The sequence below is a fragment of the Companilactobacillus baiquanensis genome (assembly GCF_003946605.1).
Taxonomy (GTDB): Bacteria; Bacillota; Bacilli; order Lactobacillales; family Lactobacillaceae; genus Companilactobacillus; species Companilactobacillus baiquanensis.
In genome coordinates, this window is sequence record NZ_RHOQ01000001.1 from 570,955 (window position 1) to 595,746 (window position 24,792).

Genomic DNA, 24,792 nt, shown 5'->3' on the forward strand with positions numbered 1-24,792 from the left:
AGGTGGAACTTCTATTGAATAATAATAAAAATAATTTCAACCCTTTAATAGGTATATTTCATGTTATGGCATTTTTGGGACTTTTCTTATTAGAGCAAATTCCCTTGGGACTTCTAACCTTAACAAAAAAAGACCTAGGTCATAATTATGCTTCATATTTAAAAATTGTGCCAATCATAACCATTATACTGCTAGTTGTTGTCGCTTTCATTATTTGGTTAGTTTTTAAGCGTGCTCAACAATTTAAAACCGAACCGTTCAAAAAGTCAACTTGGTTAATTGTCGGTATTGCTGTTCTACTCACATTTGCCATCAATGCCGTTACTGTTCCACTAATGCACAAAACCAATGCCAACGTTGATGCACTACAATTAGTAGCTAAAAATAATATTGCTATTTTAATTTTCTTTACCATAATTGTTGCTCCAATTTTAGAGGAGATCCTCTTTAGAGGAATATTTATGAATTGGTTTTTTGCTAATACACCCATTGCATCCGTTATTTTAAGCGGACTATTTTTCGGTTATGCTCATGCTCCAATAAGTGCTAATACAGACTGGATTTATTTTTTATCAAAAGTTCTTTTAGGAATCGTTTTGGCAGCCGTTTATGCAAGAACTAAAAATATTAAAGCTAATATTACCGTTCACTTTTTAAATAATTTCTTAGCCATAATAGCTGGTACCCTTTAAATGAAAGACAAAGAAAAAAAAGAACTTAATAACGCTTATCAAAGTGTTATTAGACAACTAGTCATGTTTAGTGTTCTATCTATATTATTATTAGCAACTTCAAAAATAACCAATTGGGTCATCATGGAATTCGCTGGATTCGCCGGTGTTGTTTATTCAGTGATTTTATTAGTAATTTTGATTTACATAGCAATTATTAAACGTTAAGAGAACGCAGTGTGCGTTCTCTTTTTACTTTGCCTCGTAAACCATCCATTGATAATTATCCGTATCCTTTAAGAGCATATACAACATTTTTTCATATGGTTCTTCAGTTATCGGAATAGTTAATTCAAAACCCGCTTTAATAGCAGCATCTTTAGTTTTTTCAATATCGTCAACAATCACATTTACCCAAATAGATTCAGGTGTATTTTGAGGGATTTTAAATCCAATTTCTTTATTCTCACTTAAAAAGTGAATTTTCATCCCTTCCATATCAACGAGTATTGTATCATCAGCTTCAATCGTACTTTGAATTTCCTCAATTTTAACGTTAAAAACGTTTTGAAATCGATCAACCGATCTTCGAGCATTTGAAACCACAATGTCTAACTCAATTCCCTTTTTCATTAGTTACTACCTCCTAGTGATGTTTTAAAGATAATGGTTTTTATTGCAAAATGGTAGTAATAACTGTTGGGATTTTTTAGAGATTTAGAAATGTATTATTGTTCATGATGAGTAACAATGATAATGTAAAAATATATTAATTAAAGCGTTTTACAATGCGATTATGTCCAAACACTGATGACTTAAAAAGCTGATTATATTCGGGGGATTTTTAAATGAAAACCAAGAGTTTAGTTTTATCGGGATTAACTATTCTTTTAGCTTCCACACTTACTGGATGTTCAAGTAGTAGTGACTCATCTAGTAAAAATTCAGATTCTCATGTAAAGACGTCTCAAAAGAATAGAAAATCAAGTTCTTCAAAAGAAGTTAAAAGTGGTCAACTTGCGAAAGTCGGTGAATGGCAAAACGACATGATGCAAGGTAAAATGAAATTAATTAAAATTTCAAAAATAAACAAAACTTATTCAAGTAATGAATATGATATTACCCTTAAGAATTTTAAAATGTTTGAAGTAACTCCCAAAGATAATGAACAGAAAGAAAATGCCGCGAGTTCATTTGGTGCAACTGAGGAATTAACTTCACCATACTACGAAATACAAATACAATATTCCATTAAGAACAACACAGATAACGCCGTTCAATTTAATGGAATAAAGTCTATTGTTACTGCATCTGGAACACAAATGGACCCTAGTTCAGGGCTACAAGATCAAGGTATGGGTGCAGAAGTTGCTGGTAATGCCACAAAAGATACTGCAGTTATGGGTTTAATCAAAACAGATGAAAAGAGTAAATTATCAAAATTAACAATCAATTTCGATACATTTGCCAATACAACCGATTTCTCAGAGGCCGCTCCATCACTTGATCCGGTAACTATAGAATTCAATTAAAATAATTTAAATAAGTCTAACCTAGGCTTATTTATTTTTCTCAAAAATCAATGAAAGGCGTTGTTGCCCTACTCATTAAAACAGATCCCACAGCAGTTTAGGAGAACACAATGACTGAAATTAAAAAATATACCCAAAAAGACGGATCTATACCTATATGTTTAATGTATATTTAGAAGCGTATTTAAAACTAAAAATGCAACCAAGAGTGTTTGAAAATAATCTTTTACCCGCTTTTGAAAAATATAAAACAAAGACTATTATTTCTTCGCAATTTTTAAAATTGAATACCCTTTTGAATACCCCGTATTGATATATTAATTATCATTGAAATAAAGGAAAATAAAAAAGACCGTCATACCAAGCTTTTGAGCCTGATTGACGGTCTTTGAATATCAAATATCACCCGTATGGGAATCGAACCCATAACTCCACCTTGAGAGGGTGGCGTCTTAAACCATTTGACCAACGGGCAATCAAACAACAAATAACATTTTAACTTGAATCAACTATCCATGTCAATATTGTTTGAACAATTATTTTTTATCTTTAGATTTTTCCTAAACGCTTTCAACTATACAATAAGTTCTATACTATATAAGAAAGATAATATTTCTATTTGGGATTAATTCACGGGGGTGAAATTATTGAACAATAATAAGAATATGACACGGGGACAGCTTCATAGCAAAAAAGCAAAAACCAAGAAAAAACGTGGTCCCATCCTTCCACGAGACTCTAAATCCATCTTTAGAAAATGGTGGTTATGGACCTTTCTAACTTTAATTATTGTTGCTCTATCAGGCGTTGGTATCAGTAAAGCCGCTGACGCTAGAAATCAAGAAGAAGCAGCTGCTCGAACAAATAAAGTAAGTAAAAGCAAACCTGCAAAAAAAACAACTCAATCTAAAACTAAGAAAACTCCTAAAAAGAAATCCGTTAAACCTGAAGTTGCTAAAGATGAGACTCAAGAAAATCAAAATGATCAGAATGCTGACACAAATGATAATTCTAATCAAAATACTGATTCTCAATATTACTTTAAAGATAATAAAGCTGTAATTCATGATATTGATATAGAAATAACGCAAACAAAAGTAATTCAACCAGGAGATACTGGAAACGAAAATGGGAAAAAGCCAATTTTTGCTATTTGGTATAAAACAACAAATAAAACTGACAAAGACATCAACCCCACTACAGCCTGGGTAGCAATTTTTAAGGCCACACAAAAGAGTGACAATGACGAAGAAAAGGATTTGGAAGTTGCCGCTCAACCAGATAGTAGATTTGTTGATACCCAGCTCAACACTATAAATCAAGGTGATACTGCTGAAAGTGCTGTCGCCTATGCTTTGGAAGATACCTCAAAACCAGTAACATTGATCGCCACTAAAGGTGTCAATGGAGAAACAATCGGGTCACAAGAATATCAAGTTAAATAAGACTAAATACATAATTTACTCAAAATCCCTCTAATACAAATGAAAAGATTGTATTGGAGGGATTTTATTATTCACCATATTTTTTTCTTAATTTATTAGCAGCAATTTTCATTGAATTTATTTTTTTACCTATTACTTCATAGGAATTTAACGATCTACTAGAAAAAGTAGCAAATCCACAATCAGGATTTAACCATACTCTTTCTGGTGGTAAAAACTTAAGTGCTTCTTCAGCAGATCTAATAATAACATCGGGATCCTCGATTTCTGTACTTCTAGGATTAACTACTCCCAATCCTAAAATGATCTTATCTTTTAAATCATTATTTTCAAAAAGAGAATCTATATCACCCGCTCTTGGTGTAGAAAATTCAAGCGTGAGCATGTCTACATCAATTGATTCAAAGAACTTACCTAATTTATCATATGAACCAGATAAAAGTGTATCTTCATTATTGGTCCAATTACCTCTACAAACATGAATCGATCCTAAAGATCCACTATTTTTGATAATCTTGAACAAAGGTTCTATCAAATTATGAGCAAAATTCAATTCTCGGTCAACCTTGACCTTCTGAGATAAGGCACCTCAAAAAAAAGTATTCTCGGTTCCAGGTTTAGAAAAAACAACTTCCGATAAAATTGGATCGTCAATTTGAATTACATCTACACCGATTTCAATCAATCGCTTAATTTCGTTTGAAAGTAATTCAACAACATCTTCTCCTAAATCAGCCCGATCTTCATAAACTTTTCCAGTAACTTCTTCTAACCACATCGATCTAGTTAGTAAATATGGACTAGGCAAAGTTGCCTTTATTGGCTTATCAGTCAATGTTTTTAATCTTTTTATTTCTTCAAAATCTAATACACAATCAGTTTTAATGCGTTCAACCGCAATAGGATTATTAATAGTATCGTCCGCATCCATTGAGCTTACACTCTCATCAAAACTAGATTCATCATCAGTCAATTTTGAGACTTCATCTAGGGACATTAATTTAACTCCATCAACTTTATCCGCAACAAAGGACATATAGTTATCTCTAGAAAGTTCACCATTGACAATTACATCTATACCATTATCTTCTTCTAGTTTTACTACATCTTTTGTATCATTAATAAGGATCTCATCAAATTTACTTTTATCGCCTTCATCTCTGGCACTTAAAAGTTCAGTACTTCTGGGCATACTACCCATTAACGAAGTGCTAAATGATTTAAATTTCATGGTTAACCTCCTTTATAAATAATTAACACCATAAAGTCCCAATCACTTTATGGTGTTATTTTTAATTCTATGGATAAATCAAATTATCGCTAGCGGCAAGAAGATTAACCACTTCTTCCATAGTTGTTACTCCACCAACCCCAAGTTTCTTACTAATTTCAAAATAATCTAAACAGATTCCACATGAAAGGATATTTACTCCAACTTTTTCCATTTCAATTAGGTCATTAATTGCCTCAGAATTCTTTTTTGCTAATTTTACTCCCTCTCCATATAAAATAATGTTCTTAGGCTTTTCATCTTTTTCCGTTAATTGATGAATAAAAGCTAACATTAAATTTTTGGTTAAAGCTTCCTCACCATCACCCATCTTTGTTGTTTTTAACACGACATCATAAGACATAAGAAAATCCTCCTTTTATATTTTGACAAATTAATTATACCACAATCTTTGCGCTTATCTACATATAGTACAAGTTAAATTCAAGCTAATATTCATTAAAACAAATATTAATATTTTATGTAACGCCAATATAGCAGTACTTTATAAGTCAATATATAATTTTTTCACTTTCTTGCATCAATCAAGACAATAAAATAAACCTTTCAATATCATAATGTATGATTGAAAGGTTTATTTAGAAAGGATAATTTATCTTTATTTCTTATTTAAAATCTTTTTAACAGCTTCTTCAATTGATTTACCGTGTGCAGAAACATTCTTGTTTTTTTTATCAACAACGGTAAACAAATGATGTTTTTTATCCATAGTCACACTATATCTCATATGCTTACCTCCTATAATTTAATTTCATAGTTTATAAGCATTTTTGTGAAAAGTCAATAAAAAAAGATGCCGCTAGGGACATCTTAGAATTCTTCATATTTTGCAGGGTCTTGATCATGGACACGACCATCTGATTTAGTTAATAAATTAATTTGACTCATATCTTCATCAGAGATCTTAAAATCAAAAATATCAATATTTTCTTTTTGACGTGTTGTCTTAGATGATTTAGGGATAGGAATAGTTTTCAATTGATATTCCCATCTCAAAATAATTTGACCGACTGATTTATTATACTTACCAGCTAGTTCATTTAACTTAGGATCTGACATAACTGAACTTCCACGACCTAATGGACTCCAATCCATCGTAATAATGCCGTTATCTGCATCATACTTGCGCATCTTGGCTTGGTTAAAAAATGGATGTAACTCAATTTGGTTAATTGCCGGCAAAACACCAGTATCTTCTTGAAGTTTTTCTAGATACTCTGGTAAAAAGTTGCAGACACCGATTGATTTAACTAATCCAAATTTTTGAGCATCAATGAGAGCTCTCCAAGCTTCTGGGTACATCCCCTTTTCAGGATTAGGCCAATGCAACAAATAAAGGTCAAAGTAATCCAACTTTGAACGATAAAGTGATTCCTGTAATGCGGCTATTGCATCATCATATTGATAATAGCGACCAGGTAATTTTGAAGTTACAAATAAATCAGATCTTTTGGCAGAACTTTCAGCAATTGCCTGACCAACAGTCCCTTCATTTTCATAATTATAGGCTGTATCAAACATTTTATAACCAGTATTGATAGCTGAAACGATACTTTGAACGCCAGAATGTCCTTTAAGTTTATATGTTCCAAACCCAATTTCAGGAATTTCTCTTCCATCATTTAATTTATACATAGCAACTCCTCCTTACTTAATAAACTACACCAAATAGTTTTATTAAAAAAGAAATTGCTGATATTAGTCGTTTACCATCTTAAAAATACTTTTGGCAGTTGGTTTTAAATCATCACTAATACGCGAATAATTACTCAAAACGATCACGGCATTTTTACCATCGCTTGATAAATGAACTATACCTTGAAAACCATAGCCCCAACCGTTAGCGAAGTGATCATTATATGTGTTATAAAAGCCACCGCCATAATTACTAACACTAGCAGGCACAAATAACTCTTCTCGAGATGCTGCTGTTAACATGTTACCGGCCAAAATATAGTTTTCAACCTTATATAAATCGTGCGCACTCATAAAGACTTGACCTGTTCCTAATTCATCAAAAGTTTCAAACTTTGTAATATTAAATGGATGTCCATATGAAGAAGCCCCTGATATTGGATCAATATTTGTGTATCCAGTTGATTTATCGGCTGATTTTAAATAATGTGAGTAAGCAAACTCAGTCTGTTTTAAATTTAACTGTTTAATATAGGATTCATAAAATAGATGACGGTAACTTTGCCCGGTTACCTTCTCCAAGACACCACTCAATAGATTAAAATTGATCGGTGAATAATACCAGTTATTATATAAAGCACGACTAAACCTTATTCGTTTAATATCACTACTAATAATTGATTGATCTGATAAAACCTTTTGTGGACCAATATCTCCTGGTAGGATCAATCCTGATTTCATATCTAACATTTGACGAATGGTGATCTTGTGGCTTCCAGGAACAGAAGGATAAAATTTACTTAATTTGTCGCTCAAAGCTAAATTGCCTAATTCGACTTGTTTCATTATCAAAGCCGCTGTCAATGACTTTTGAATTGAATCAATTTCATAACTTGTATTATCTTTATTTTTATATTTATTGTCTTTATCTGCATATCCCTTACTAGTTGAATACAAAACTTTACCATTTCTTACTACTAATATAGTCCCTGAAAAATTCTTTTGATCTAACATTTGGTTAACTTGTTTATCAAATGAATCACTATTAACAATGTCAGCCTTGACTACATCAGCTTGAACAGTCGTTGCATTAAATGAAATTCCTAAAACTATGACTAAAAGAGTTATTATTATTTTTTTCATATTCGTTTCCCCGTACAGAAATCGATTGATATATTTATATGGCACATTATAATTACAATTTTTTAAAAGTAAAAATCAAATGCTCTTTTTTTCCCCAAAATCCTTGTAGTAACTGTTGTAAAGCTAATATGTTAAAATGAATATTAATAAAAGTAAGAAGGAGAAATATATGACCACAATAATAATTGTTGTTATCATAGCTTTGATTGTGATTGCCTACGCTGGACTATACAATGGTTTAGTTAAGTTTCGCAATCGTGCTCGCGAATTTAGTTCACAAATAGATGTTCAATTGAAACGTCGTACTGATTTGATACCTAATTTGGTTGAAACAGTAAAAGGATATGCTACCCATGAAAAGGAAACTCTTTCAAAAGTAGTTGAGTTAAGAAATAATGTTACAAATGCTGATTCTTTGCAGGATAAAGTTAATGCTGATAATGCGTTGACTGGCGCTTTAAGACAAGTTTTTGCACTGGCAGAAAATTATCCTGATTTGAAAGCTAACCAAGAATTTTCTAAATTGATGGAAGAATTATCCAACACAGAAAATAAAGTTGCTTATGCCCGTCAAGCTTACAATAGTCAAGTTCAATCATATGATACTGCTATTGAAACATTCCCAAGAAACATTATTGCTAAAATTCATGGATTTAAGGAAATGGACTTCTTACAGATTCCTGAAGCAGAAAAAGAAGCTCCAAAAGTTAAGTTTTAATAGGAGCATAATATGATATACCAGCAAATTGATCGTAATAAGCGTAAAACATATTTGATTTTTACTATTTTCTTCATAATATTAGCTGGTTTAGGTAGTTTTATTGGTGAATACTTTTTAAATAACATTTGGAGCGGTGTAATTACCGCTCTTGTTATTGCTTTAATTTACACACTGATCACTTATTTTCAATCAACAAGTATTGTGATGCAAATGAATGGTGCTAAGAAACTTAAATCTGAAGCAGATGCACCTGATCTCTGGCATATCGTCGAAGATCTATCAATGGTAGCTGACATTCCATTACCAGATATTTATATAATAAATGATAAAAGTCCTAATGCTTTTGCTACTGGACGTGATCCAAAACATGCTGCAGTTGCTGTAACATCCGGTCTTTATGAAATGATGAACCGTGAAGAATTAGAAGGCGTATTAGCTCACGAGATTTCACATGTTAAAAACTATGATATTAGAGTATCTACAATTTCATTAGCTTTATCATCAGCAATCATTTTTATATCCTATTTGATTGGAAACGCTTATCGATGGGTACTACCATTTAGAGATGACGATGATAATGATAATTCCAATTGGGTAGTTGTACGTTTGGTTCTTTGGGTAGTTGGTTTGATTTTCATGATCATAGGACCATTTATTGCCAGCCTCGTACAATTAGCCATTTCCAGAAATCGTGAATATTTAGCTGACGTTTCTGGTGCTGAATTAACCCGTAATCCACAAGGATTGATCAACGCACTTGAAAAATTAAAAGCTAGCACTGAACCAATGAAAAAAGTTGATGATGCTAGTGCAGCTTTATATATTGACGATCCTAAGAAAAAGAAACACTTCTCAGGACTATTCGATACTCACCCTCCATTGGATGATAGAATAAAAGAACTTAAGAAAACATTTATGTAAAGGGATCTGTGTGCAGATTCCTTTTTTTTTCCAATGATATGATAAAATTACTATTGAAGATTTTTAATCTTTGAGTTTTGAGGGGATTGAATTATATGTATTCAGTATTACTGATCCTTCTAGGGGTCATTATTTTATTTACGACTTTTATGACAAAGCCGAAAAAGAAAATTCATCGTAGTTTAGTTTCAGCCAGTTTAGTTTTAATTTTGGCTGGCGGATCTGGGGTCTATCAAACATACCAAAATAATTCTCCTAAAGCCGGTGATAATCCTCGGCAAGAAGAAAAAACCACAGACTCATCTACTAACTTAGCTAATTTGAATTATCAAAATAATCAAGAAATAACAGTTAACAATAATAAACCAACTTTTTCCCAATCGGATTTAAGCATTCAAAATGGTGCTTGGCAAAGTTTTGCTAACTTAGATGATTTGAACCGTGCTGTTCAAGCTGACGCTCTATTGAATAAAAGTTTAATGCCAACAACTAAACGTGAACCACTCTATGTAAATCCAACCGGCTGGCATAATAAAAAATTGGCAACTGGCTGGCTTTATAATCGTTCACATCTTATCGGCTACCAATTAACGGGGCAAAATAACAACCCTAAAAATCTTATGACCGGAACAAGATCTTTAAATGCTCCTGAAATGCTTAAACATGAAGATGATATTGCTTATTATATAAAGCAAAATCCTAATAACTTTATCAGATATCGTGTTAAGCCGATCTATCGCGGTAACGAACTTGTCGCTCGTGGAGTTCAAATGATGGCGGAATCACTAGATAGTCAAGGTAATAGCGATGGTCAAGTATCCTTCAATGTTTATATTTTTAACGTTGAAAAAGGTGTAACTATCGACTATTCTACTGGTACCAGTGTTGTTAATAACAATTAAGGAGATGGCTAAATGAATTATAGTAAAGGTGATAATGAAGTTTTAGATTTAATCAAAAAAGAAGAAATTCGTCAAGATAGAAATATTGAATTAATTGCTTCGGAAAATATCGTTTCTGACAATGTTCGTAAAGCTCAAGGGTCAGTATTAACTAATAAATATGCTGAAGGTTACCCTGGGCACCGCTATTATGGTGGTTGTGAATACATCGACCAAATCGAATCACTTGCCATAGATCGTGCCAAAAAACTTTTTAACGCAGAATATGTAAATGTTCAACCTCATTCAGGTTCACAGGCAAATGCCGCAGCTTATCAAGCAGTTTTAAAGCCAGGCGATAAAGTTTTAGGTATGGATCTAAATGCTGGTGGACATTTAACTCATGGTTCTCGTGTTAACTTTTCAGGTAAAATGTACGATTTCCATTCATACGGTGTTAACGATGAAGGATTGATCGACTATGACGATGTAGAAAAGATTGCTCAGGAAGTACAGCCTAAATTAATCGTCGCTGGTGCTTCGGCATACAGTCGTGTGATTGATTTTAAAAAATTCCGTAAAATTGCTGATTCAGTTAACGCTTTATTAATGGTCGATATGGCACATATCGCTGGTTTAGTTGCGGTTGGCCTACATCCCACTCCAATTGGAGTTGCCGATATTGTTACAACTACTACCCATAAAACACTTCGTGGACCTCGAGGCGGTATGATTTTTGCCAAACCTGAACTAGGTAAAAAAATCAATTCTGCAATCTTCCCTGGTACACAAGGTGGACCATTAGAACACGTTATTGCCGCTAAAGCAGTTGCTTTTGGAGAAGATCTTCAACCAGAGTTTAAAGACTATATTGCGCAAGTTATTAAAAATGCTGCAGCAATGGCTGAAGTGATCAATAATTCCAAACACCTTTCAGTATTAACCGGTGGAACTGACAATCACCTTCTAAATGTTGTTTTAACTGACACTGATTTAAACGGTATGGAAGTTCAAGATCTACTGGACTCGATCCATATAACAGCTAATAAAGAAGCTATTCCAAATGATCCGCTGCCTCCAAAATTAACATCAGGTTTAAGATTAGGAACACCAGCCATTACTTCACGAGGATTTGATGAAGATGACTGTCGTGAAGTTGCTAACATTATCATTGAAGCAATTGATAATCACGATGATCCTGATAAATTAAAAGAATTAGATGAAAGAACAAACGCTCTAACAAAAAAACATCCTGTTAAATAAAAAATGAGCCTGGGACAAAACTAATTTATCTCGAAATATGCAGCATAAACGTGGTCCAAAACATAGCTTTTTCCGCTTAAAACGAAAAGGGTCCAGTAATCTAAAAACAGATTACTGGACCCTTTTCGCCTTAATGCTCGAAAGCTGACCATGTTTTGGATCACTCTCTTTTTTTACTTAAAATCTGAATTAAAATCTATTACTTCTTTTGATACTTTTTCAATTTGTTCTAAATTATCAACTTGTGGCATCTTGTATCCCATAACGACTGGAGAAGTATTGATCCTTGGAATAAGTTTACAAATTATTTCATCATTTACATGATAAAAGAACAAATTATAACTATCAAACTTACCATTAAAAAATTTATTCAAAATATAATTTGTTAACATTCTTACAGCATCTGCCATACTTTGTGCATCTGAAATATCTTTAATGCGAATATTAAACTCCAAAAAACTCAAAATTGGTTCTGTTGAAATATTTAAACTGGCATTACCGATTTTCAAGTAATCTTTACCCTCAAAATTATTTTCATGTACATGAGTATAGGCATCAACCTTATCCAAACCAATGATCTGCATATGGGGATGAAGTAAACTTCCACCAGAATGAGGTCCGAAATTTTTATACATAATAACTGATTTATACTTAGGATCTGCTCTCATTTCGTCAAAACATCTTAAAGCAAACTCCATAATTTCTCCGGCATTTTTAGAACTGTAATTAGACCAATCCCCATTATGATCAGATGATTCGATCAAAACAGTTTGCATACTATCAGCTAAAACACGATATTTATTCATTAACCAGATTCTATCATCCTCATACTTAAAAATATTGGTCAAAGATTCAACATCACAAAATGGACAATAGTTATTTTCATGAACTATATTCTCAGGTTTACCTTTCGCATTACTGACAATAAATTCAATTTGCTCTTGCATTCCAAAACCTCCTATTAGCTACAATTTAAAATTATAAGCTAACTATTTTATTTTGGAAAACAAATTATCTTATATTTCTTTAATGATCTTAGCTGGATTACCAACCACGACTGAATTATCGGGAACATCTTTAGTTACTATTGAACCAGCACCAACAATAGAATTCTCTCCAACAGTGACCCCAGGTAAAATTATGGCATTTGCTCCGACCCAGGCATTTTTCCTTATTAAAACTGGATCAGTAATAACATTATGTCTCTTCTTAGGGTCGATGGGATGATTAACTGAGATCAACTTCACTCCTGGTCCTATTAAGACATCATCTTCTAACGTAACTCCACCCAAATCAACGAACATACAATTACGATTAATAAAAATATTCTTACCTAATTTTATATTGGGACCATAATCTGAACTGAACGGTAGATTAATTTCGTTACTCGAATCTATCTCATAACCAACAACTTCAGACAAAATTTTTAAAACAGACTCATTGTCATGATAACCAAAATTCAATTTAGAAATCAGTTTATTTGTATGTTGAACTATTTGATTTATTTGATCAAAATCAGTTCCACCTTTTTTATACTCAATACTTGTCATCAAAACACCTTACATTTCTTGTGCTGTTGGTCTAATAATGATCTCACTGACCGATGTACGATCAGAACTATCTAGTGCGTAAACTACACCATCTGCAATATCTTCTGCCTTCAATGATTTATTAGGTTGTTTCCAAGATTCGATCAAATCCTTTTGTGCTTGTTCACCAGAAACACTCTTATATAGTTCTGTATCAACTGCACCTGGTGAAATTATAGTGGATTTAATACCTTTAGATCCTTCTTCTTGGCGTAATCCTTCCATAATTGCACGAACTGCAAATTTAGTTCCACAATAAACAGCAGATCCTGGATAAACCACATGTCCAGCAACCGAAGATGTGGCAAGAATATGTCCACTACCTTGTTTTTCCATTGTTGGTAAAACCGCCTCAATTCCATTTAAAACACCCATTATGTTAATGTTGACCATACTTTGCCATTCATCATGACGATATTCATTTAATAAAGCGGTCGGCATTACTCCGGCATTATTATAAATTGCATCGATCCTACCAAATTTTTGAATCGCCAAATTTGCTAAGGATTTCATATCGTCTAAATTGGAAACATCAGTTTTTTGATAAATAACCGTATCTTTAGGAAACTTATCGGCTAATTCTTTAAGTCTTTCCTCACGTCTAGCTCCAATTACTACTTTGGCACCTTTTTCCACTAACTTTGCGGTAGTTGCTGCACCTATTCCGCTAGAAGCACCAGTTATAATTACTACTTTATCTTTTAAAGACATTTATAATTCCTCCGTTCCTTTTCAAAAACTAGTATAATGCGTTATTATATCCATAACAAATACTAATATCTTATAACTAGATATAATGAGTAGTTATGGAGGAAATTATGGAATTACGCCTAATCAATTATTTTATCGCTGTTGCCAATGAAGGAAACATCTCTAATGCAGCCAAAGTTCTGCACATTTCACAACCAGCACTATCTAAACAAATGTCTGAATTAGAAACCGAATTGGACACAAAGTTATTTATTAGAACCAATCGCAAAATTCAATTAACCGATCAAGGTCAATACTTTTTAAAACATTCTCGGGAAATTGTTTCTCTAGTGGATAAAACCATTAACAACATAAATGACAGCACAGAGATCCAAGGAGATATTTATATCGGTGGTGGTGAAACACAAACCTTTAAAATGGTCGCAAAAACCATGCAAAATCTATTAAAAAAACATCCCAAAGTAAAATTTCGTTTATTCAGCGGTAATGCTGACGATATTTACTCTAAGATGTCGAATGGTTTATTAGATTTCTCAATATTGATCGAACCATTTGAGACTAAAGATTATGATTACTTAAAACTTCCTTTTATTGATCAATGGGGAGTTTTGATGAGTCGAGATTCACCATTAGCCACCAAAAAATTTCTCACACCCGATGATTTGAAAGACAAACCTTTGATGATGTCCAATCAAACATCCGTACAAAATATTTTTAATACATGGTTTGGTCAATCCACAGAAAATTTAAACATTATCAGCACTTATAACTTGATAACTAATCCTTCAAAAATGGTTGCTCAAGGACTAGGATATGCTTTTACTTTTGAAGGATTGATAACTCCTTCTGAAGAAAACGGACTAGAATTCGTGCCTTTAAAACCAGACCTATTAGTTAACTTAGACTTAGTTTGGAATAAAAATCCCCATTTTTCAAAAGCGGCTAAAGCTTTCTTGGAGCAATTTAGAGAAGATTGGCAGATTTAAATTTCAGCCAAAGCATCAGCAATATTCTTTGATCCTGAACCCATAAGAATAACTTTCTTGATCGTATTATTATTATCAATTAATTCTGCCAAAACCTCTGCCACATCAGAAATAGAGTTTTCAGATAATTCTGTTAATTGAAAATCAGCTTTTCCCGTTGCTGGAGTTTCCGTTAGTGCACTAGGTTGTAAAATCGTATAATCCAAATCAGTATTATTGATCAGCCATGAATCTGAATAAAATTTAGCAACATTATAATCAGGAATATCTTTTAAATAACCTTCATCCCAACGAGACTGATCCAAAGCATATGTTGAACTCAATTGAATGAATCTCTTAATTCCGACTTTTTCTGCGGCCATCATCACTTTAACAGCCCCATTCAAATCCGTTTGAAGCAGATCCTTGCCACGTGATCCGGCCACAAAATAAATTACGTCAAATCCATTTACTAATTTGGCAATTTCAGTAACAGAAGAATGTAAATCCAATTTAAACGAATTTTTAATATCCAATTTTTTACTATTATAAGTTCCAGTAACCTCATGTCCAGATTTTTCTAATTTGTTTACTAAAAGTGAACCTACACGTCCACTTGCACCAACTACTAAGATTTTCATAATTAAATCCTCCTTTAATCTAAAATTGTTAAAATACTGTCGGTATCGACCCTACCGGCTCTAAAATCATTGATCTTGCTTGTTTTTTCATGACCTAAGGCAATACCCATTAATAATTTCTCACTCGATTCCAAGTTCAAAAGCTTTCTTGTTTCATCAGGGTATCTGACAAGTTCATATGCTGGTATTGATTGAATATCATTATTAGCGGCGCTCAACATCAATGTCTGAGAAAAAGCTCCAAGATCAAATATTTCCCAATCATTTATTGGTTCTGAGACAACCAGATATATTAATGCCGATGCGTAAAATAAGTGAGATTGTACATCTGCATAATCTGTTTGTGGCAAACCATTTTTATTCAAATGATTGAAAAAATTTGTGTTCCAACCACCAATATTTTCACGAGCATTATCAGCCCACTCTGTTCGATGGGCTGTTTCCATATCTGAATTACCAGGAATGCCTTGTCTACTTAATTTCAAATGATTTTCTTTGATCTCATTTAAAGTATTACCCGTGGCAATAATTACTTTCCATGGTTGTGAATTTGCCCAAGATGGAGCTTTTTGAGCATCTAAAATAATTTTCTTTAAAACATCTTCGTCAATCTTTTCATCATTAAATTTTCTTGTAGAATGACGATTATTGAGTACATCTTCAAACTTCATTTCTATACCTCTACTTATCATTGACTACTCATGAGTACATGTGCAACTATAACATCAGGAATATTCAATGAACAACTTGCATTGTGCACATAGTTTCATTGTTAAAGTGTTCATAATGCACACCGGAGGAAAATATGCTAGAACAAGATTTTTTACTACAAGCAGTCAAGTGTACTACCATCGATCAAATCACAAACCTTATTGGAAATTTTTTAGAACAAGATGTTTTTATCATAAATGACAAGAATATTTTAATAAGTTCTAATATTAAAAATATTCCTCAAATTCAAACGAATTGGTTAGAAGATAAAACTAAAAAGCAAAGTTTTTTCTATCAGCGAAAAGAATATATTCGTAATACCATCAATACATTTTCATTAAACACTTGGTATTTATTCGTTGCTCAATCTAAAGCCTATCCATTGATAAATGATCAGCTCAATTTGGCCCTTAAAATCATTAATAGTTTTAACGAACGCTATTCAGCTAATCCTGATCAAAGCGAATTAAATACACTTTTTTCTAAATTACTTCAAAATGATTCAAACCTCGATACTAACGCTTTTTCAAATCTTTTTCCTGATAAAGTTATTTGTCTAACTGCCATGACAAATAATGGCAGCAATCAACAAGAATTTATTAAACAAATGCAGAAATTAGTCTCACCCATGCCAATCACAGAAGATAGTGAGCAAAACCTAGTTACTATAATTGAGGAAAATACTTTAAGCAAGATATCTAAGCAGCTCAAAAAACTGGGTAAAGAATTCAAGCACTATTATTTTGTTTCAGAACCATATCAAAATGTCGCTAGAACACCAGATTTTTTGGAATTATGTAAACAATCATCAGAAATTGCAGATAAAATGTGTACCACTGAAGTGATGAATTCAACTCAAAAATATAATATCTATGTCATTTTAAGCAACATTCAAAATATAGATCTTTTAAAAAATACAATGTGTACACAACTTTTATTTTTGAGGAACTATGATCGTAAAAATAATACTGATTTATTTGAAACACTTTATGAATATATAGAATCAGACTGTAAACTCAATACTGCCGCTGAAAAATTGCATTTACATCGAAATAGTCTCTCCAAACGATTAAAAAAAGTGGATGATTTACTATCGATCCATTATGAAGATCCCAACAAAACTTTTGGTCTACGACTCAGCTATCGTATCTTTAATTTTTTAAATATTTAATAAAAAAACGATACCCGCATTTTTTTGCGAATATCGTTTTTTTTACATTGCACGCTTCTTTTTATGTGAATATTTTCCATAAAGAATTAAAGCAATAATACCAAATAATACTGGTCCAATAATAGTCCAAAAAGCATCCATATATGCGTGTTCTAGGATTGGCTCGATCAAAGTAAAGATTACCGCGAAGGTAATAACAAATAATACTCCGATCGTTGTGATCCACATCCAAGGTTTATTCTTGTAGAAAGAATAAGGTTTTTCAATTTTATCATTCAAATTAAAGAATGGATAAGCACCGACTAAAAATAGATATGGCACGGTCGCTGAAACATTAGCCATCAGTGTCAAAACATTATAGAGTGCTTTAGCATTTCTACCACCAAAATCAACTAGAATAATAACGATCGCAACAAAAATAGCTTGAACCCACATTGCATTGGCAGGCATACCATTCTTATTTACTTTTGTAATACGTTCTGGCCAGAAATCTTTTGGTGTTCCCAAAATAAATGATTTGATCGGTGAATAGATCAAAACAAAGAATGAACCCAAGTACAGGATAAACATATCTAATCCTGTAAAACGGGCCATCCATTCACCAACAGTAACGGCAGCAGCGCTGCTAAGTCCGATGTGTTGACCAAAAGTATATCCTAAATTGCTCATCATAACATAAGTAATATTACCTAGGTTAACACCGTCCTTACCAATAATTGCATGCCAGTTTGTACTAACTCCCCACAAGAGGATCGTTAATGAATAAAGTACGGCAATAATTACAGCAGAAATCAAAACACCACGTGGAAAATCACGCTTAGGGTTTTTCATACTATCTGTAACACCACCCATTGACTCCATACCACCATAAGCAAAGATAGCATAGACAACGAATGAAACCATACCAACAGGTGAAGCAAAAGCTTGATTTGCCGAGTGAATAAAGGTACTAAAGCCATGTATTGGTTCAGCTGTATGGAATCCAGAAAGAAAAATCATACTAATACTTAAAACTAAAAATAAGACATTCAATACGATCATCATAGTTCCACCAAATGATGAAATTTTTGAGATCTTATCAACACCTTGAGTAGCCGTAAAGGTAATAACTAAAATCCAAAATACAGCCAAAATACCAATAACTTGATTAGAATTCAAACCAAACAGATGCCAAGTTTGAGTAACATCATGTCCCGCAAAAAATGTAGATAATGGGATCCACACTTTTGAAGATGTCGAAACTAACCAAACTTCCCAAGAAGCAAGCCAAATGAACGTTCCTGTAAAGGCGATCCGAGGGCCAACTGCTCCTTCAATCCAAGAATAGATTCCACCTTGGGCTTCGTTAAAAGCAGAACCATATTCCGCCATCATAAAACCTACCGGTAAAAAGAAGAATACGGCCGCAAAAACGTACCATATAATACTGGCTAACCCCATCTGTTCATATGCCACTGTGGTATTAGCAAATCCATAAACCGACGTGAAGATCATCATTATTAAAGCAAATAATGTAATGGTCTTTTTTGTCGAACTACTATCATTCATAGTAAAACAATCCCCTTATTAAATTTTCAATGTGCAATTACAAATTGCTATCATGCTTGAAGTTTAAGGGTGAAAAATCAGTCGAGTCCGTAATTAATTGGGCGATCAATTCTTTAAAACCATCTAATGCTGTATCGGATAGTTGGAATGATGCGTCTGTCAAAAATTGTGGTAATTCTTCAGCATCCTTGCTTAAAGCTTTCATATCAAAATCACGTAACATTTTGCGTAAAGTAATATTGATATCTTTTTGTTTTTCTTGATACATTTTTCCAAATTCAGAATAATGACCATCTAGCAAAATACCAGCCAATTTATAAGTCCAATAGGCAGACTTACTGTCATATGGTAATCCACCGAGTTTATATTCTTTTGGTGTATCAGTCATTCCTAAATAGAAAGGTACATAGATACTTTGTGAAGCTACTCCCATAGCTAACCAATGGATACACGAAATATCAACATCCATGTCAGGTCTGATTTGCAGAACATGTGATTCTTGCGTTTTAGCTAGACTAACAGGACGATATTTTTTACTGTTTTTTCCATTCTTCAAAGGATCAAATTCAGTTTTTTGATAATGTGAAGATAAATAATCTTGTGCATCATCAACACTCAATAATCGATCAGCTTGTTTGATAAAGGATAGATCTTCACTTTCAGGGCTCTCCTCAGACTCTCCAGAAAGAAATTGCTGTCCCCACCAAACACGTGGCGTATTGTAAACTTCATCTGATTCATCATGTGTACCAAATATTTTTCTAAAATTAAATCCTTTAGCCGCAGGATTTAAATTATTATCGTTAACAAATTCAATAATATCTTCTCGATAAATAAAGTCATTACGGTTATTAAAATCTATCTCTTGGATAGCCAATTGATTGGCAACAACAGCATAACTATCATCAGGAATACGCTGTGCCACCCAATAATGGCCTGATCCATTTTCAAAATACCAAACTTCATTTTTATCAGAAAAAATAATTCCATTTGTCTCACATGTACCATATTTTTCAATTATTTCACCAAGACGTAAAACACCTTCTCTAGCAGTCTTGATATATGGTAAGACAACTGTGACCATTGCTTCTTCGCCAATACCATCTTTTACTAATGGATCAGCACCTAATACTTGTTGATTTGAATATGCACTTTCAGTTGCACTCATCGCCACACCGTATTCATTAAAGCCATCTTCTTCAAATAGACCTTCTTTAAAAGTCCACTCGGGTGTAGAAGTATACTTATAGCGAATTTGTGGTAAGTCCATTTGAAAACCATTAGCTTTAGAAACGAACTTTTGAGTCTCGGGAAACTCAACATGCTCATTTACAACAAAATGTTTTGGCCACGATGCCTGTGAATCTTCATTACGACCCACAATTGTTGACCCATCAATTGTTGCTTTTTTTCCAATTAAAATACTTGTACAAGCTGACAAAGTATTTTTGTTATATTCTAAAGACATAATTTCACCTTACTTAAATTTTACGGCGGTACCATATGCAGCCACCGTTTCCATATCTTGACTAATTGAGTCAGAATCAAATCTCATCATTACAACTGCATCTGCACCCATCTTAACAGCATTCTCACGCATACGATCGATAGCAATGTCACGGGCTTCAGATAGCAATTCAGTATAAGCCTTGATTTCACCACCAACTAAGTTTTTAAGACCAGCTCCAATGTTTTTAACAACATTCTTAGACTGTGTCGTTATTCCAAAAACTTCGCCAATGATTTCATATTCAACACCAGGTATATGTTCAGTTGTGCTTACTAAAATCTCACTTTTTTCCATTTGTTCACCTCACAATTTATTTATTGATCACTCCTGATATATAAGATAACATATTAAGAATAATAATTTATGTATATTTTGAACTTGACACAAGGACAATCTTTTTATAGAATTTTACTGTTAGTGGGCAATCGCCAAACGGTAAGGCCACGGACTCTGAATCCGTAATTTGTAGGTTCGAACCCTACTTGCCCAATCGATACACTTCAATGAAGTTCAATAGGCTTCAAAACGTTGATTTAAACGCATTCTTGGTTTTTATAGTTTCAACCAAAATCAAACAAATCGGGCCCTAAACCGGGCCCTAAAATTGAATAATAAAAAATAATGTCTCTTAATCACAAGACTTGTGGTAAGAGGCATTATTTTTATTGTCCAAAGTTGGAGAACAGATTTTTTTAATATTGTAAGCAGGCTTAAAAGTAATTGGCTACATAATAGAGATTAAATATCCAGGCTTAGGTAATGATAAAAAGTAATAAGATAAGCCTATTACTTTGTGTATAATAATTATAGTGTGATTTTAATTTTAAATATTATAAAAACATTCATATTATTTTCAACAACACTATATGGATATGTGGGACTCATAATTAGAAATAAAATAAATGGTTATTATAAATAAAGAGTATGTCCAAATACCGAAGACATTAAAAGCTGATAGTTACCGGGGGGAAACTAAGATGCCAAAGTATAAATTCTGTATTAAATGTGGGAAAAAACTAGTATTAGAAGCTGAATTTTGTCCATATTGTGGTACAAAACAGCCCAAAATCAACGAATCAGATAAGGAATATTCCAATAACATTGATAATCACAAGGAAACTGTTGACGATTCAACAATAAATATATTAGATAAAAAAAATAAGTCCATTCAGCAAGAAAAATTAAAATCTACAAAAGAAAATTATGAAGATATAAGAACTAATCCCAGCAAATCAAATATACAAAACTATCCTAAACCAACAGATGAACAATCTAATATAGATCAAATCAAAAATAAAGAGATTAAAAATTCACAACAAAGAAGTAATCGCTCCAGTTCAAACAACACTAATCAATCAAATCGAAATAAATGGTTAGTTATTATTTCTTGTCTAGTCGTATTATTTGCAATTATTTTTGGAATTGCTAGCTGTAATAAGGATTCTACTGAACCACCTAAGTTAGAATTAAATGCAACTTCTGTCAAAATAACCGGCAATAACACAACTGGAAAAGTAAGTGGTAAAACATCACCCAATACTAAGGTAGTAGCCAAAGACGTCGATGATATTTCAGATGACATAAATGTTAAATCAGACAAAAATGGTAAGTTTACCCTTACAAAAATGGACGATGATACTACATATAAAGTTCAAGCAAAAAATGAGTATGGTAAATCTCAAATAAAAAAAGTAAAAGTAGGTGACATATCCGACGATGATGATTCATGGGATTCTTCAGATGATGATTCTTATAGTGATGAAGATTCGAGTGATGAAGATTCGAGTGATGAAGATTCGAGTGACTCATCAGAAAAAGTAAGTTCTGAATATAAGGCAGCTTTAAGGTCTGCAAAAGACTATTCGGATACAATGCACATGTCAAAATCTGGGTTGTATGATCAACTTACTTCAGATGCCGGAGAAGGATTCCCAGCAGATGCTGCTCAATACGCAATTGATAACGTCAAAGCAGACTGGAATAAGAATGCTTTAGAAACAGCCAAAACGTATCGTGATGATATGTCTATGTCCGATAACGATATATACGATCAATTAACATCTACTGACGGTGAAGGATTTACATCAGATCAAGCAAATTATGCAATTCAAAATTTAGATTAATAAATATTTTAAAAAACATAAAATATTTATAGGGGGATGTTTAAATGTCAAAATATAGTTACTGTATAAAATGCGGTAAAGAATTGGCACCGGGGGCCACCTTTTGTCAGTATTGCGGAGCTAAACAAATTCAATTAGAAAATGACGATATCGAAATAAACAAAGCTAATGAGCCTGAAAATGTAACGTTTCCTAAAAAAAGAACAAAAACTGTAGAGAGCAAAAAAAACATTAGTCCAACAGTAAGATTAATTTTTGGAATAATATTTATAATCGTCTCCGTTATGGCGCTATTCCAATCTTTTGGAGTTATGGCAGCCTACTCTATTGGTGGAAACTCCACAGGATCCGCATCTGGTGCTGCTGGTATTATTGTTTCATTAATAATGTTATCCTTAGGAATTATTTTAATTGCTACTAGAAAAAATAACTCTCAAGGATTAAAAATTACTATTTATATTCTAGGAATAATATCAGCACTTATGGGATTTGGAATTTCATCACATTTTAGTGATATGTCAATTTATGGCATACTATTGATAGTTGGTACAATTCTATGCAATCTACCATTGGCAAGCCAATATGAAGATGATTAAATAGTATTATTGAATTAAATAACGGCACTATATATATCGAGATACGCAGTAAATATTCTTATTTTAAAATCTTGATTAATTTGATCATAAGAAAAACTCTTTAGTTTGTATTTGTGTCCAAACCAAAGTGTCCACTTCATTGAGAGATGTTCTAGCATCTCTTTTTTTAGCTCATACTATTGATTATTTCTGATTTCGTAGAGCATCCTTTACAAATTAATTTCATTATCTTTTTGAGATATATAAGTGATACTACACTTAATTGTTAAATGATTAATAAACTACATTAGAATCATAGTGAAACATATCATCTGATGGTGAAATAATATCCTCAGCTTTATAAAAATCTATAAATGCAGCATACAATCCCTCTGGATCATCCAATGTAACACCTTGTGTTTCTCCTACTGGAAGTGGCATTTCATAATTAACAAGTGGCATCATATCAATAAAATGTTTCTCAAACTCTTTATCGTCAAATGAAAGTTTTCCATCATCATACGAGGCAGTTATATCTCTACCTCTAAAATTCAGTTTAACCTTGAAGCTTGCCATAATCAGTCTCCTAAATAATTTTTAGTATTCCTAAAATTAAACTATCATAATATCCATCTTTTCCCAATCAATGCTTTTAAACCGGCATCTTTCAGATAACTTTGAACCGCATTGTCTTGTTTTACTTGAAGCAAATTGCTAGCAACCTTTTGGTCATTTTCTTCAATGGTTGATTTGAGATTTTTAATAGTCTCCTGCAATCCGTCACTATTACCAACCTTTTCGCCTAAATCTTTAATTTGATTATCACAATCAGTTACTTGGGATTTCAAGCTATCTCTTTCTTGCTCGGCCGTAGCAAGTTTAGAGTTAGTGTCTTGAATATCCTTTGCGTGCTCGGTCATGACCTTCTCAATCAATTCATCTGTTAGACCTAAATTTTTCAAAAATTCTCTTTTCATGCTTTTCTCCTTTACGCTTTTTTATACGGTGCAACGACACCGAAAGAATTTTTTGCATAAAAAATAAGCCTTTTATCGTCATACTTAGGACGAAAAACAAAATTAATAATCAACTAAGTTAATTGAATCAATAATTGATTCTACTCTTAATCCAATTTTATTAGGTTCAATACCATCTAAAGCTTTATCAGAGAACTGTGCTTCTTCTAAAATGGTAACTACTTTTTCTCTTTCTTTATCTGAATGATAATCAACAGTTAAACCATCAGAATTTAAAAGCTTTTTTATTTCATAAAAAGTGTTTGGAAAATTTTCTTCGATGAAATCTAAATCATTTCTTTTAAAATGTGCTTTTTTCATTATTTATACCTCCTATTTTCCAGGTGATACAGTTATAATATTTCCTTTCTCGCTAACAACAACATGCGTATGATTACCAGAATACTTTTGTGCCCTAGCATATTTACGAACACTCCCATTCTGTAAATCATTTTTAATATCATCGACAGATACACCAATACGTTTATTGTTATCATGGCTACCATCATGCATGGCTGCAAATGTACGTGCAATTGTATGGTTAGAATAATCAGTAATTACTGTGCCATCACTAGCCTTCATCCCCACAATTTTACTATCTAATTCATGCGTTCGGTCAATAAAATCTTTATATGTAACAACGGGTTCAACAACACCACCTTGGTGTGCTTGAACATACGCTCTAACAGCTCTTGAACTATCTTTATTATAAATCACTTTGCGGTATTC

30 protein-coding genes and 2 tRNA genes are annotated in these 24,792 nt (G+C 32.7%); 13 read left to right on the top strand and 19 right to left on the bottom strand.

Annotated features, from left to right (window positions below; genetic code table 11):
• Positions 1–14 precede the first annotated feature (14 nt).
• Positions 15–692: a CPBP family intramembrane glutamic endopeptidase gene (locus EKM77_RS02805; RefSeq protein ID WP_125592415.1), complete on the top strand. Its 678-nt coding sequence runs from the start codon at positions 15–17 to the stop codon at positions 690–692.
• Entirely contained in the window at positions 693–899 is a 207-nt protein-coding gene (locus EKM77_RS02810; protein WP_125592417.1) for a hypothetical protein, read from the top strand. It abuts the gene before it with no gap.
• A 24-nt stretch (positions 900–923) separates the two neighbouring features.
• On the opposite strand, the gene EKM77_RS02815 is transcribed toward EKM77_RS02810, so the two are convergent.
• Complete coding sequence (locus EKM77_RS02815; protein ID WP_125592418.1) at positions 924–1,304, bottom strand: VOC family protein; 381 nt, start codon at positions 1,302–1,304, stop codon at positions 924–926.
• A 215-nt stretch (positions 1,305–1,519) separates the two neighbouring features.
• Here EKM77_RS02815 and EKM77_RS02820 point away from each other — a divergent pair, with 215 nt between their 5' ends.
• A complete protein-coding gene (locus EKM77_RS02820; RefSeq protein ID WP_125592420.1) occupies positions 1,520–2,203 on the top strand; it encodes a hypothetical protein in 684 nt (227 codons plus the stop codon).
• Between the two features lie 402 nt (positions 2,204–2,605).
• Here EKM77_RS02820 and EKM77_RS02825 read toward each other — a convergent pair.
• Positions 2,606–2,678, bottom strand: a tRNA-Glu gene (locus tag EKM77_RS02825).
• Between the two features lie 172 nt (positions 2,679–2,850).
• Between EKM77_RS02825 and EKM77_RS02830 the strand changes: the two genes are divergently transcribed.
• Complete coding sequence (locus EKM77_RS02830) at positions 2,851–3,648, top strand: DUF5067 domain-containing protein (protein ID WP_125592422.1); 798 nt, start codon at positions 2,851–2,853, stop codon at positions 3,646–3,648.
• 67 nt (positions 3,649–3,715) lie between these two features.
• On the opposite strand, the gene EKM77_RS11175 is transcribed toward EKM77_RS02830, so the two are convergent.
• From EKM77_RS11175 to EKM77_RS02855, 5 genes are all read right to left on the bottom strand, one after another.
• On the bottom strand, positions 3,716–4,879 hold the full coding sequence (locus EKM77_RS11175) for a cobalamin-independent methionine synthase II family protein (RefSeq protein WP_318530704.1): 1,164 nt from the start codon (positions 4,877–4,879) through the stop codon (positions 3,716–3,718).
• 67 nt (positions 4,880–4,946) lie between these two features.
• Entirely contained in the window at positions 4,947–5,282 is a 336-nt protein-coding gene (gene yedF / locus EKM77_RS02845) for a sulfurtransferase-like selenium metabolism protein YedF (protein WP_125592426.1), read from the bottom strand.
• Between the two features lie 255 nt (positions 5,283–5,537).
• Entirely contained in the window at positions 5,538–5,666 is a 129-nt protein-coding gene (locus EKM77_RS11110; protein WP_263852883.1) for a hypothetical protein, read from the bottom strand.
• A gap of 83 nt (positions 5,667–5,749) precedes the next feature.
• The gene (locus tag EKM77_RS02850) at positions 5,750–6,574 is read right to left on the bottom strand and encodes an aldo/keto reductase (protein WP_125592428.1); all 825 of its coding nucleotides are present in this window, start codon (positions 6,572–6,574) and stop codon (positions 5,750–5,752) included.
• Positions 6,575–6,637: 63 nt separating this feature from the next.
• A complete protein-coding gene (locus tag EKM77_RS02855) occupies positions 6,638–7,717 on the bottom strand; it encodes a serine hydrolase domain-containing protein (RefSeq protein WP_125592430.1) in 1,080 nt (359 codons plus the stop codon).
• A gap of 169 nt (positions 7,718–7,886) precedes the next feature.
• On the opposite strand from EKM77_RS02855, the gene EKM77_RS02860 reads away from it, so the two are divergent.
• The 4 genes from EKM77_RS02860 to glyA all read left to right on the top strand — a co-directional run bounded on the left by EKM77_RS02860 (position 7,887) and on the right by glyA (position 11,503).
• Positions 7,887–8,435, top strand: coding sequence for a LemA family protein (locus tag EKM77_RS02860; RefSeq protein WP_125592432.1), 549 nt, complete (start codon positions 7,887–7,889; stop codon positions 8,433–8,435).
• Between the two features lie 12 nt (positions 8,436–8,447).
• Positions 8,448–9,359 (top strand): zinc metalloprotease HtpX, encoded by a 912-nt coding sequence (gene htpX, locus EKM77_RS02865; protein ID WP_125592434.1) that lies wholly within the window; start codon positions 8,448–8,450, stop codon positions 9,357–9,359.
• Positions 9,360–9,445: 86 nt separating this feature from the next.
• A complete protein-coding gene (locus tag EKM77_RS02870; protein WP_225425171.1) occupies positions 9,446–10,261 on the top strand; it encodes a DNA/RNA non-specific endonuclease in 816 nt (271 codons plus the stop codon).
• Between the two features lie 12 nt (positions 10,262–10,273).
• On the top strand, positions 10,274–11,503 hold the full coding sequence (glyA, locus tag EKM77_RS02875; protein ID WP_125592438.1) for a serine hydroxymethyltransferase: 1,230 nt from the start codon (positions 10,274–10,276) through the stop codon (positions 11,501–11,503).
• Positions 11,504–11,676: 173 nt separating this feature from the next.
• On the opposite strand, the gene EKM77_RS02880 is transcribed toward glyA, so the two are convergent.
• The 3 genes from EKM77_RS02880 to EKM77_RS02890 all read right to left on the bottom strand — a co-directional run bounded on the left by EKM77_RS02880 (position 11,677) and on the right by EKM77_RS02890 (position 13,803).
• On the bottom strand, positions 11,677–12,450 hold the full coding sequence (locus tag EKM77_RS02880) for a DUF4931 domain-containing protein (protein WP_125592440.1): 774 nt from the start codon (positions 12,448–12,450) through the stop codon (positions 11,677–11,679).
• Between the two features lie 69 nt (positions 12,451–12,519).
• Positions 12,520–13,053: a DapH/DapD/GlmU-related protein gene (locus tag EKM77_RS02885; protein ID WP_125592442.1), complete on the bottom strand. Its 534-nt coding sequence runs from the start codon at positions 13,051–13,053 to the stop codon at positions 12,520–12,522.
• A 9-nt stretch (positions 13,054–13,062) separates the two neighbouring features.
• Positions 13,063–13,803: an SDR family oxidoreductase gene (locus EKM77_RS02890; RefSeq protein ID WP_125592444.1), complete on the bottom strand. Its 741-nt coding sequence runs from the start codon at positions 13,801–13,803 to the stop codon at positions 13,063–13,065.
• Between the two features lie 107 nt (positions 13,804–13,910).
• Here EKM77_RS02890 and EKM77_RS02895 point away from each other — a divergent pair, with 107 nt between their 5' ends.
• Positions 13,911–14,789, top strand: a complete 879-nt coding sequence (locus tag EKM77_RS02895; protein ID WP_125592446.1) for a LysR family transcriptional regulator — start codon at positions 13,911–13,913, stop codon at positions 14,787–14,789.
• On the opposite strand, the gene EKM77_RS02900 is transcribed toward EKM77_RS02895, so the two are convergent.
• Positions 14,786–15,409: an NAD(P)H-binding protein gene (locus EKM77_RS02900; protein WP_125592448.1), complete on the bottom strand. Its 624-nt coding sequence runs from the start codon at positions 15,407–15,409 to the stop codon at positions 14,786–14,788. The genes EKM77_RS02895 and EKM77_RS02900 overlap by 4 nt on opposite strands.
• Before the next feature lie 14 nt (positions 15,410–15,423).
• A complete protein-coding gene (locus EKM77_RS02905; protein ID WP_164507693.1) occupies positions 15,424–16,080 on the bottom strand; it encodes a nitroreductase in 657 nt (218 codons plus the stop codon).
• A gap of 134 nt (positions 16,081–16,214) precedes the next feature.
• Between EKM77_RS02905 and EKM77_RS02910 the strand changes: the two genes are divergently transcribed.
• Positions 16,215–17,291, top strand: coding sequence for a helix-turn-helix domain-containing protein (locus EKM77_RS02910; RefSeq protein WP_125592451.1), 1,077 nt, complete (start codon positions 16,215–16,217; stop codon positions 17,289–17,291).
• A gap of 42 nt (positions 17,292–17,333) precedes the next feature.
• Here EKM77_RS02910 and yjeM read toward each other — a convergent pair whose 3' ends face one another.
• Genes yjeM through EKM77_RS02925 form a run of 3 tightly spaced genes read right to left on the bottom strand, consistent with a single transcriptional unit; the run spans position 17,334 to position 20,643 of the window.
• Entirely contained in the window at positions 17,334–18,839 is a 1,506-nt protein-coding gene (yjeM, locus tag EKM77_RS02915; RefSeq protein ID WP_125592453.1) for a glutamate/gamma-aminobutyrate family transporter YjeM, read from the bottom strand.
• A 37-nt stretch (positions 18,840–18,876) separates the two neighbouring features.
• A complete protein-coding gene (locus tag EKM77_RS02920) occupies positions 18,877–20,307 on the bottom strand; it encodes a C69 family dipeptidase (protein WP_125592455.1) in 1,431 nt (476 codons plus the stop codon).
• Positions 20,308–20,316: 9 nt separating this feature from the next.
• The gene (locus EKM77_RS02925) at positions 20,317–20,643 is read right to left on the bottom strand and encodes a heavy metal-binding domain-containing protein (protein ID WP_125592457.1); all 327 of its coding nucleotides are present in this window, start codon (positions 20,641–20,643) and stop codon (positions 20,317–20,319) included.
• A 124-nt stretch (positions 20,644–20,767) separates the two neighbouring features.
• Between EKM77_RS02925 and EKM77_RS02930 the strand changes: the two genes are divergently transcribed.
• The 3 genes from EKM77_RS02930 to EKM77_RS02940 all read left to right on the top strand — a co-directional run bounded on the left by EKM77_RS02930 (position 20,768) and on the right by EKM77_RS02940 (position 23,068).
• Positions 20,768–20,839, top strand: a tRNA-Gln gene (locus EKM77_RS02930).
• Positions 20,840–21,326: 487 nt separating this feature from the next.
• Positions 21,327–22,472 carry an Ltp family lipoprotein gene (locus EKM77_RS02935; protein WP_164507694.1) on the top strand — a complete coding sequence of 382 codons (1,146 nt, stop codon included), beginning with the start codon at positions 21,327–21,329 and terminating at the stop codon, positions 22,470–22,472.
• A gap of 44 nt (positions 22,473–22,516) precedes the next feature.
• A complete protein-coding gene (locus EKM77_RS02940; protein ID WP_125592461.1) occupies positions 22,517–23,068 on the top strand; it encodes a zinc-ribbon domain-containing protein in 552 nt (183 codons plus the stop codon).
• Between the two features lie 273 nt (positions 23,069–23,341).
• Here EKM77_RS02940 and EKM77_RS02945 read toward each other — a convergent pair whose 3' ends face one another.
• The 4 genes from EKM77_RS02945 to EKM77_RS02960 all read right to left on the bottom strand — a co-directional run bounded on the left by EKM77_RS02945 (position 23,342) and on the right by EKM77_RS02960 (position 24,780).
• Positions 23,342–23,623, bottom strand: coding sequence for a hypothetical protein (locus tag EKM77_RS02945; RefSeq protein ID WP_125592463.1), 282 nt, complete (start codon positions 23,621–23,623; stop codon positions 23,342–23,344).
• A 44-nt stretch (positions 23,624–23,667) separates the two neighbouring features.
• On the bottom strand, positions 23,668–24,024 hold the full coding sequence (locus EKM77_RS02950; protein ID WP_125592465.1) for a phage scaffolding protein: 357 nt from the start codon (positions 24,022–24,024) through the stop codon (positions 23,668–23,670).
• A gap of 102 nt (positions 24,025–24,126) precedes the next feature.
• Positions 24,127–24,384: a hypothetical protein gene (locus tag EKM77_RS02955; RefSeq protein ID WP_125592467.1), complete on the bottom strand. Its 258-nt coding sequence runs from the start codon at positions 24,382–24,384 to the stop codon at positions 24,127–24,129.
• A gap of 12 nt (positions 24,385–24,396) precedes the next feature.
• Positions 24,397–24,780 (bottom strand): hypothetical protein, encoded by a 384-nt coding sequence (locus EKM77_RS02960; RefSeq protein WP_125592469.1) that lies wholly within the window; start codon positions 24,778–24,780, stop codon positions 24,397–24,399.
• Positions 24,781–24,792: the final 12 nt, after the last annotated feature.

What these genes read in the sequence shown, in the direction of transcription:
- EKM77_RS02820 (WP_125592420.1), top strand. Translation starts at nt 1,520, where the DNA reads ATGAAAACCAAGAGTTTAGTTTTATCGGGATTAACTATTCTTTTAGCT.
- EKM77_RS02935 (WP_164507694.1), top strand. Translation starts at nt 21,327, where the DNA reads ATGCCAAAGTATAAATTCTGTATTAAATGTGGGAAAAAACTAGTATTA.
- EKM77_RS02945 (WP_125592463.1), bottom strand. Translation starts at nt 23,623, where the DNA reads ATGGCAAGCTTCAAGGTTAAACTGAATTTTAGAGGTAGAGATATAACT.
- EKM77_RS02900 (WP_125592448.1), bottom strand. Translation starts at nt 15,409, where the DNA reads ATGAAAATCTTAGTAGTTGGTGCAAGTGGACGTGTAGGTTCACTTTTA.
- EKM77_RS02895 (WP_125592446.1), top strand. Translation starts at nt 13,911, where the DNA reads ATGGAATTACGCCTAATCAATTATTTTATCGCTGTTGCCAATGAAGGA.
- EKM77_RS02910 (WP_125592451.1), top strand. Translation starts at nt 16,215, where the DNA reads ATGCTAGAACAAGATTTTTTACTACAAGCAGTCAAGTGTACTACCATC.
- EKM77_RS02815 (WP_125592418.1), bottom strand. Translation starts at nt 1,304, where the DNA reads ATGAAAAAGGGAATTGAGTTAGACATTGTGGTTTCAAATGCTCGAAGA.
- yjeM (WP_125592453.1), bottom strand. Translation starts at nt 18,839, where the DNA reads ATGAATGATAGTAGTTCGACAAAAAAGACCATTACATTATTTGCTTTA.
- EKM77_RS02925 (WP_125592457.1), bottom strand. Translation starts at nt 20,643, where the DNA reads ATGGAAAAAAGTGAGATTTTAGTAAGCACAACTGAACATATACCTGGT.
- EKM77_RS02855 (WP_125592430.1), bottom strand. Translation starts at nt 7,717, where the DNA reads ATGAAAAAAATAATAATAACTCTTTTAGTCATAGTTTTAGGAATTTCA.
- EKM77_RS02950 (WP_125592465.1), bottom strand. Translation starts at nt 24,024, where the DNA reads ATGAAAAGAGAATTTTTGAAAAATTTAGGTCTAACAGATGAATTGATT.
- EKM77_RS02860 (WP_125592432.1), top strand. Translation starts at nt 7,887, where the DNA reads ATGACCACAATAATAATTGTTGTTATCATAGCTTTGATTGTGATTGCC.
- EKM77_RS02880 (WP_125592440.1), bottom strand. Translation starts at nt 12,450, where the DNA reads ATGCAAGAGCAAATTGAATTTATTGTCAGTAATGCGAAAGGTAAACCT.
- htpX (WP_125592434.1), top strand. Translation starts at nt 8,448, where the DNA reads ATGATATACCAGCAAATTGATCGTAATAAGCGTAAAACATATTTGATT.
- EKM77_RS02890 (WP_125592444.1), bottom strand. Translation starts at nt 13,803, where the DNA reads ATGTCTTTAAAAGATAAAGTAGTAATTATAACTGGTGCTTCTAGCGGA.
- EKM77_RS02810 (WP_125592417.1), top strand. Translation starts at nt 693, where the DNA reads ATGAAAGACAAAGAAAAAAAAGAACTTAATAACGCTTATCAAAGTGTT.
- EKM77_RS02920 (WP_125592455.1), bottom strand. Translation starts at nt 20,307, where the DNA reads ATGTCTTTAGAATATAACAAAAATACTTTGTCAGCTTGTACAAGTATT.
- EKM77_RS02955 (WP_125592467.1), bottom strand. Translation starts at nt 24,384, where the DNA reads ATGAAAAAAGCACATTTTAAAAGAAATGATTTAGATTTCATCGAAGAA.
- glyA (WP_125592438.1), top strand. Translation starts at nt 10,274, where the DNA reads ATGAATTATAGTAAAGGTGATAATGAAGTTTTAGATTTAATCAAAAAA.
- EKM77_RS02940 (WP_125592461.1), top strand. Translation starts at nt 22,517, where the DNA reads ATGTCAAAATATAGTTACTGTATAAAATGCGGTAAAGAATTGGCACCG.
- EKM77_RS11110 (WP_263852883.1), bottom strand. Translation starts at nt 5,666, where the DNA reads ATGAGATATAGTGTGACTATGGATAAAAAACATCATTTGTTTACCGTT.
- EKM77_RS02905 (WP_164507693.1), bottom strand. Translation starts at nt 16,080, where the DNA reads ATGAAGTTTGAAGATGTACTCAATAATCGTCATTCTACAAGAAAATTT.
- EKM77_RS02850 (WP_125592428.1), bottom strand. Translation starts at nt 6,574, where the DNA reads ATGTATAAATTAAATGATGGAAGAGAAATTCCTGAAATTGGGTTTGGA.
- yedF (WP_125592426.1), bottom strand. Translation starts at nt 5,282, where the DNA reads ATGTCTTATGATGTCGTGTTAAAAACAACAAAGATGGGTGATGGTGAG.
- EKM77_RS02885 (WP_125592442.1), bottom strand. Translation starts at nt 13,053, where the DNA reads ATGACAAGTATTGAGTATAAAAAAGGTGGAACTGATTTTGATCAAATA.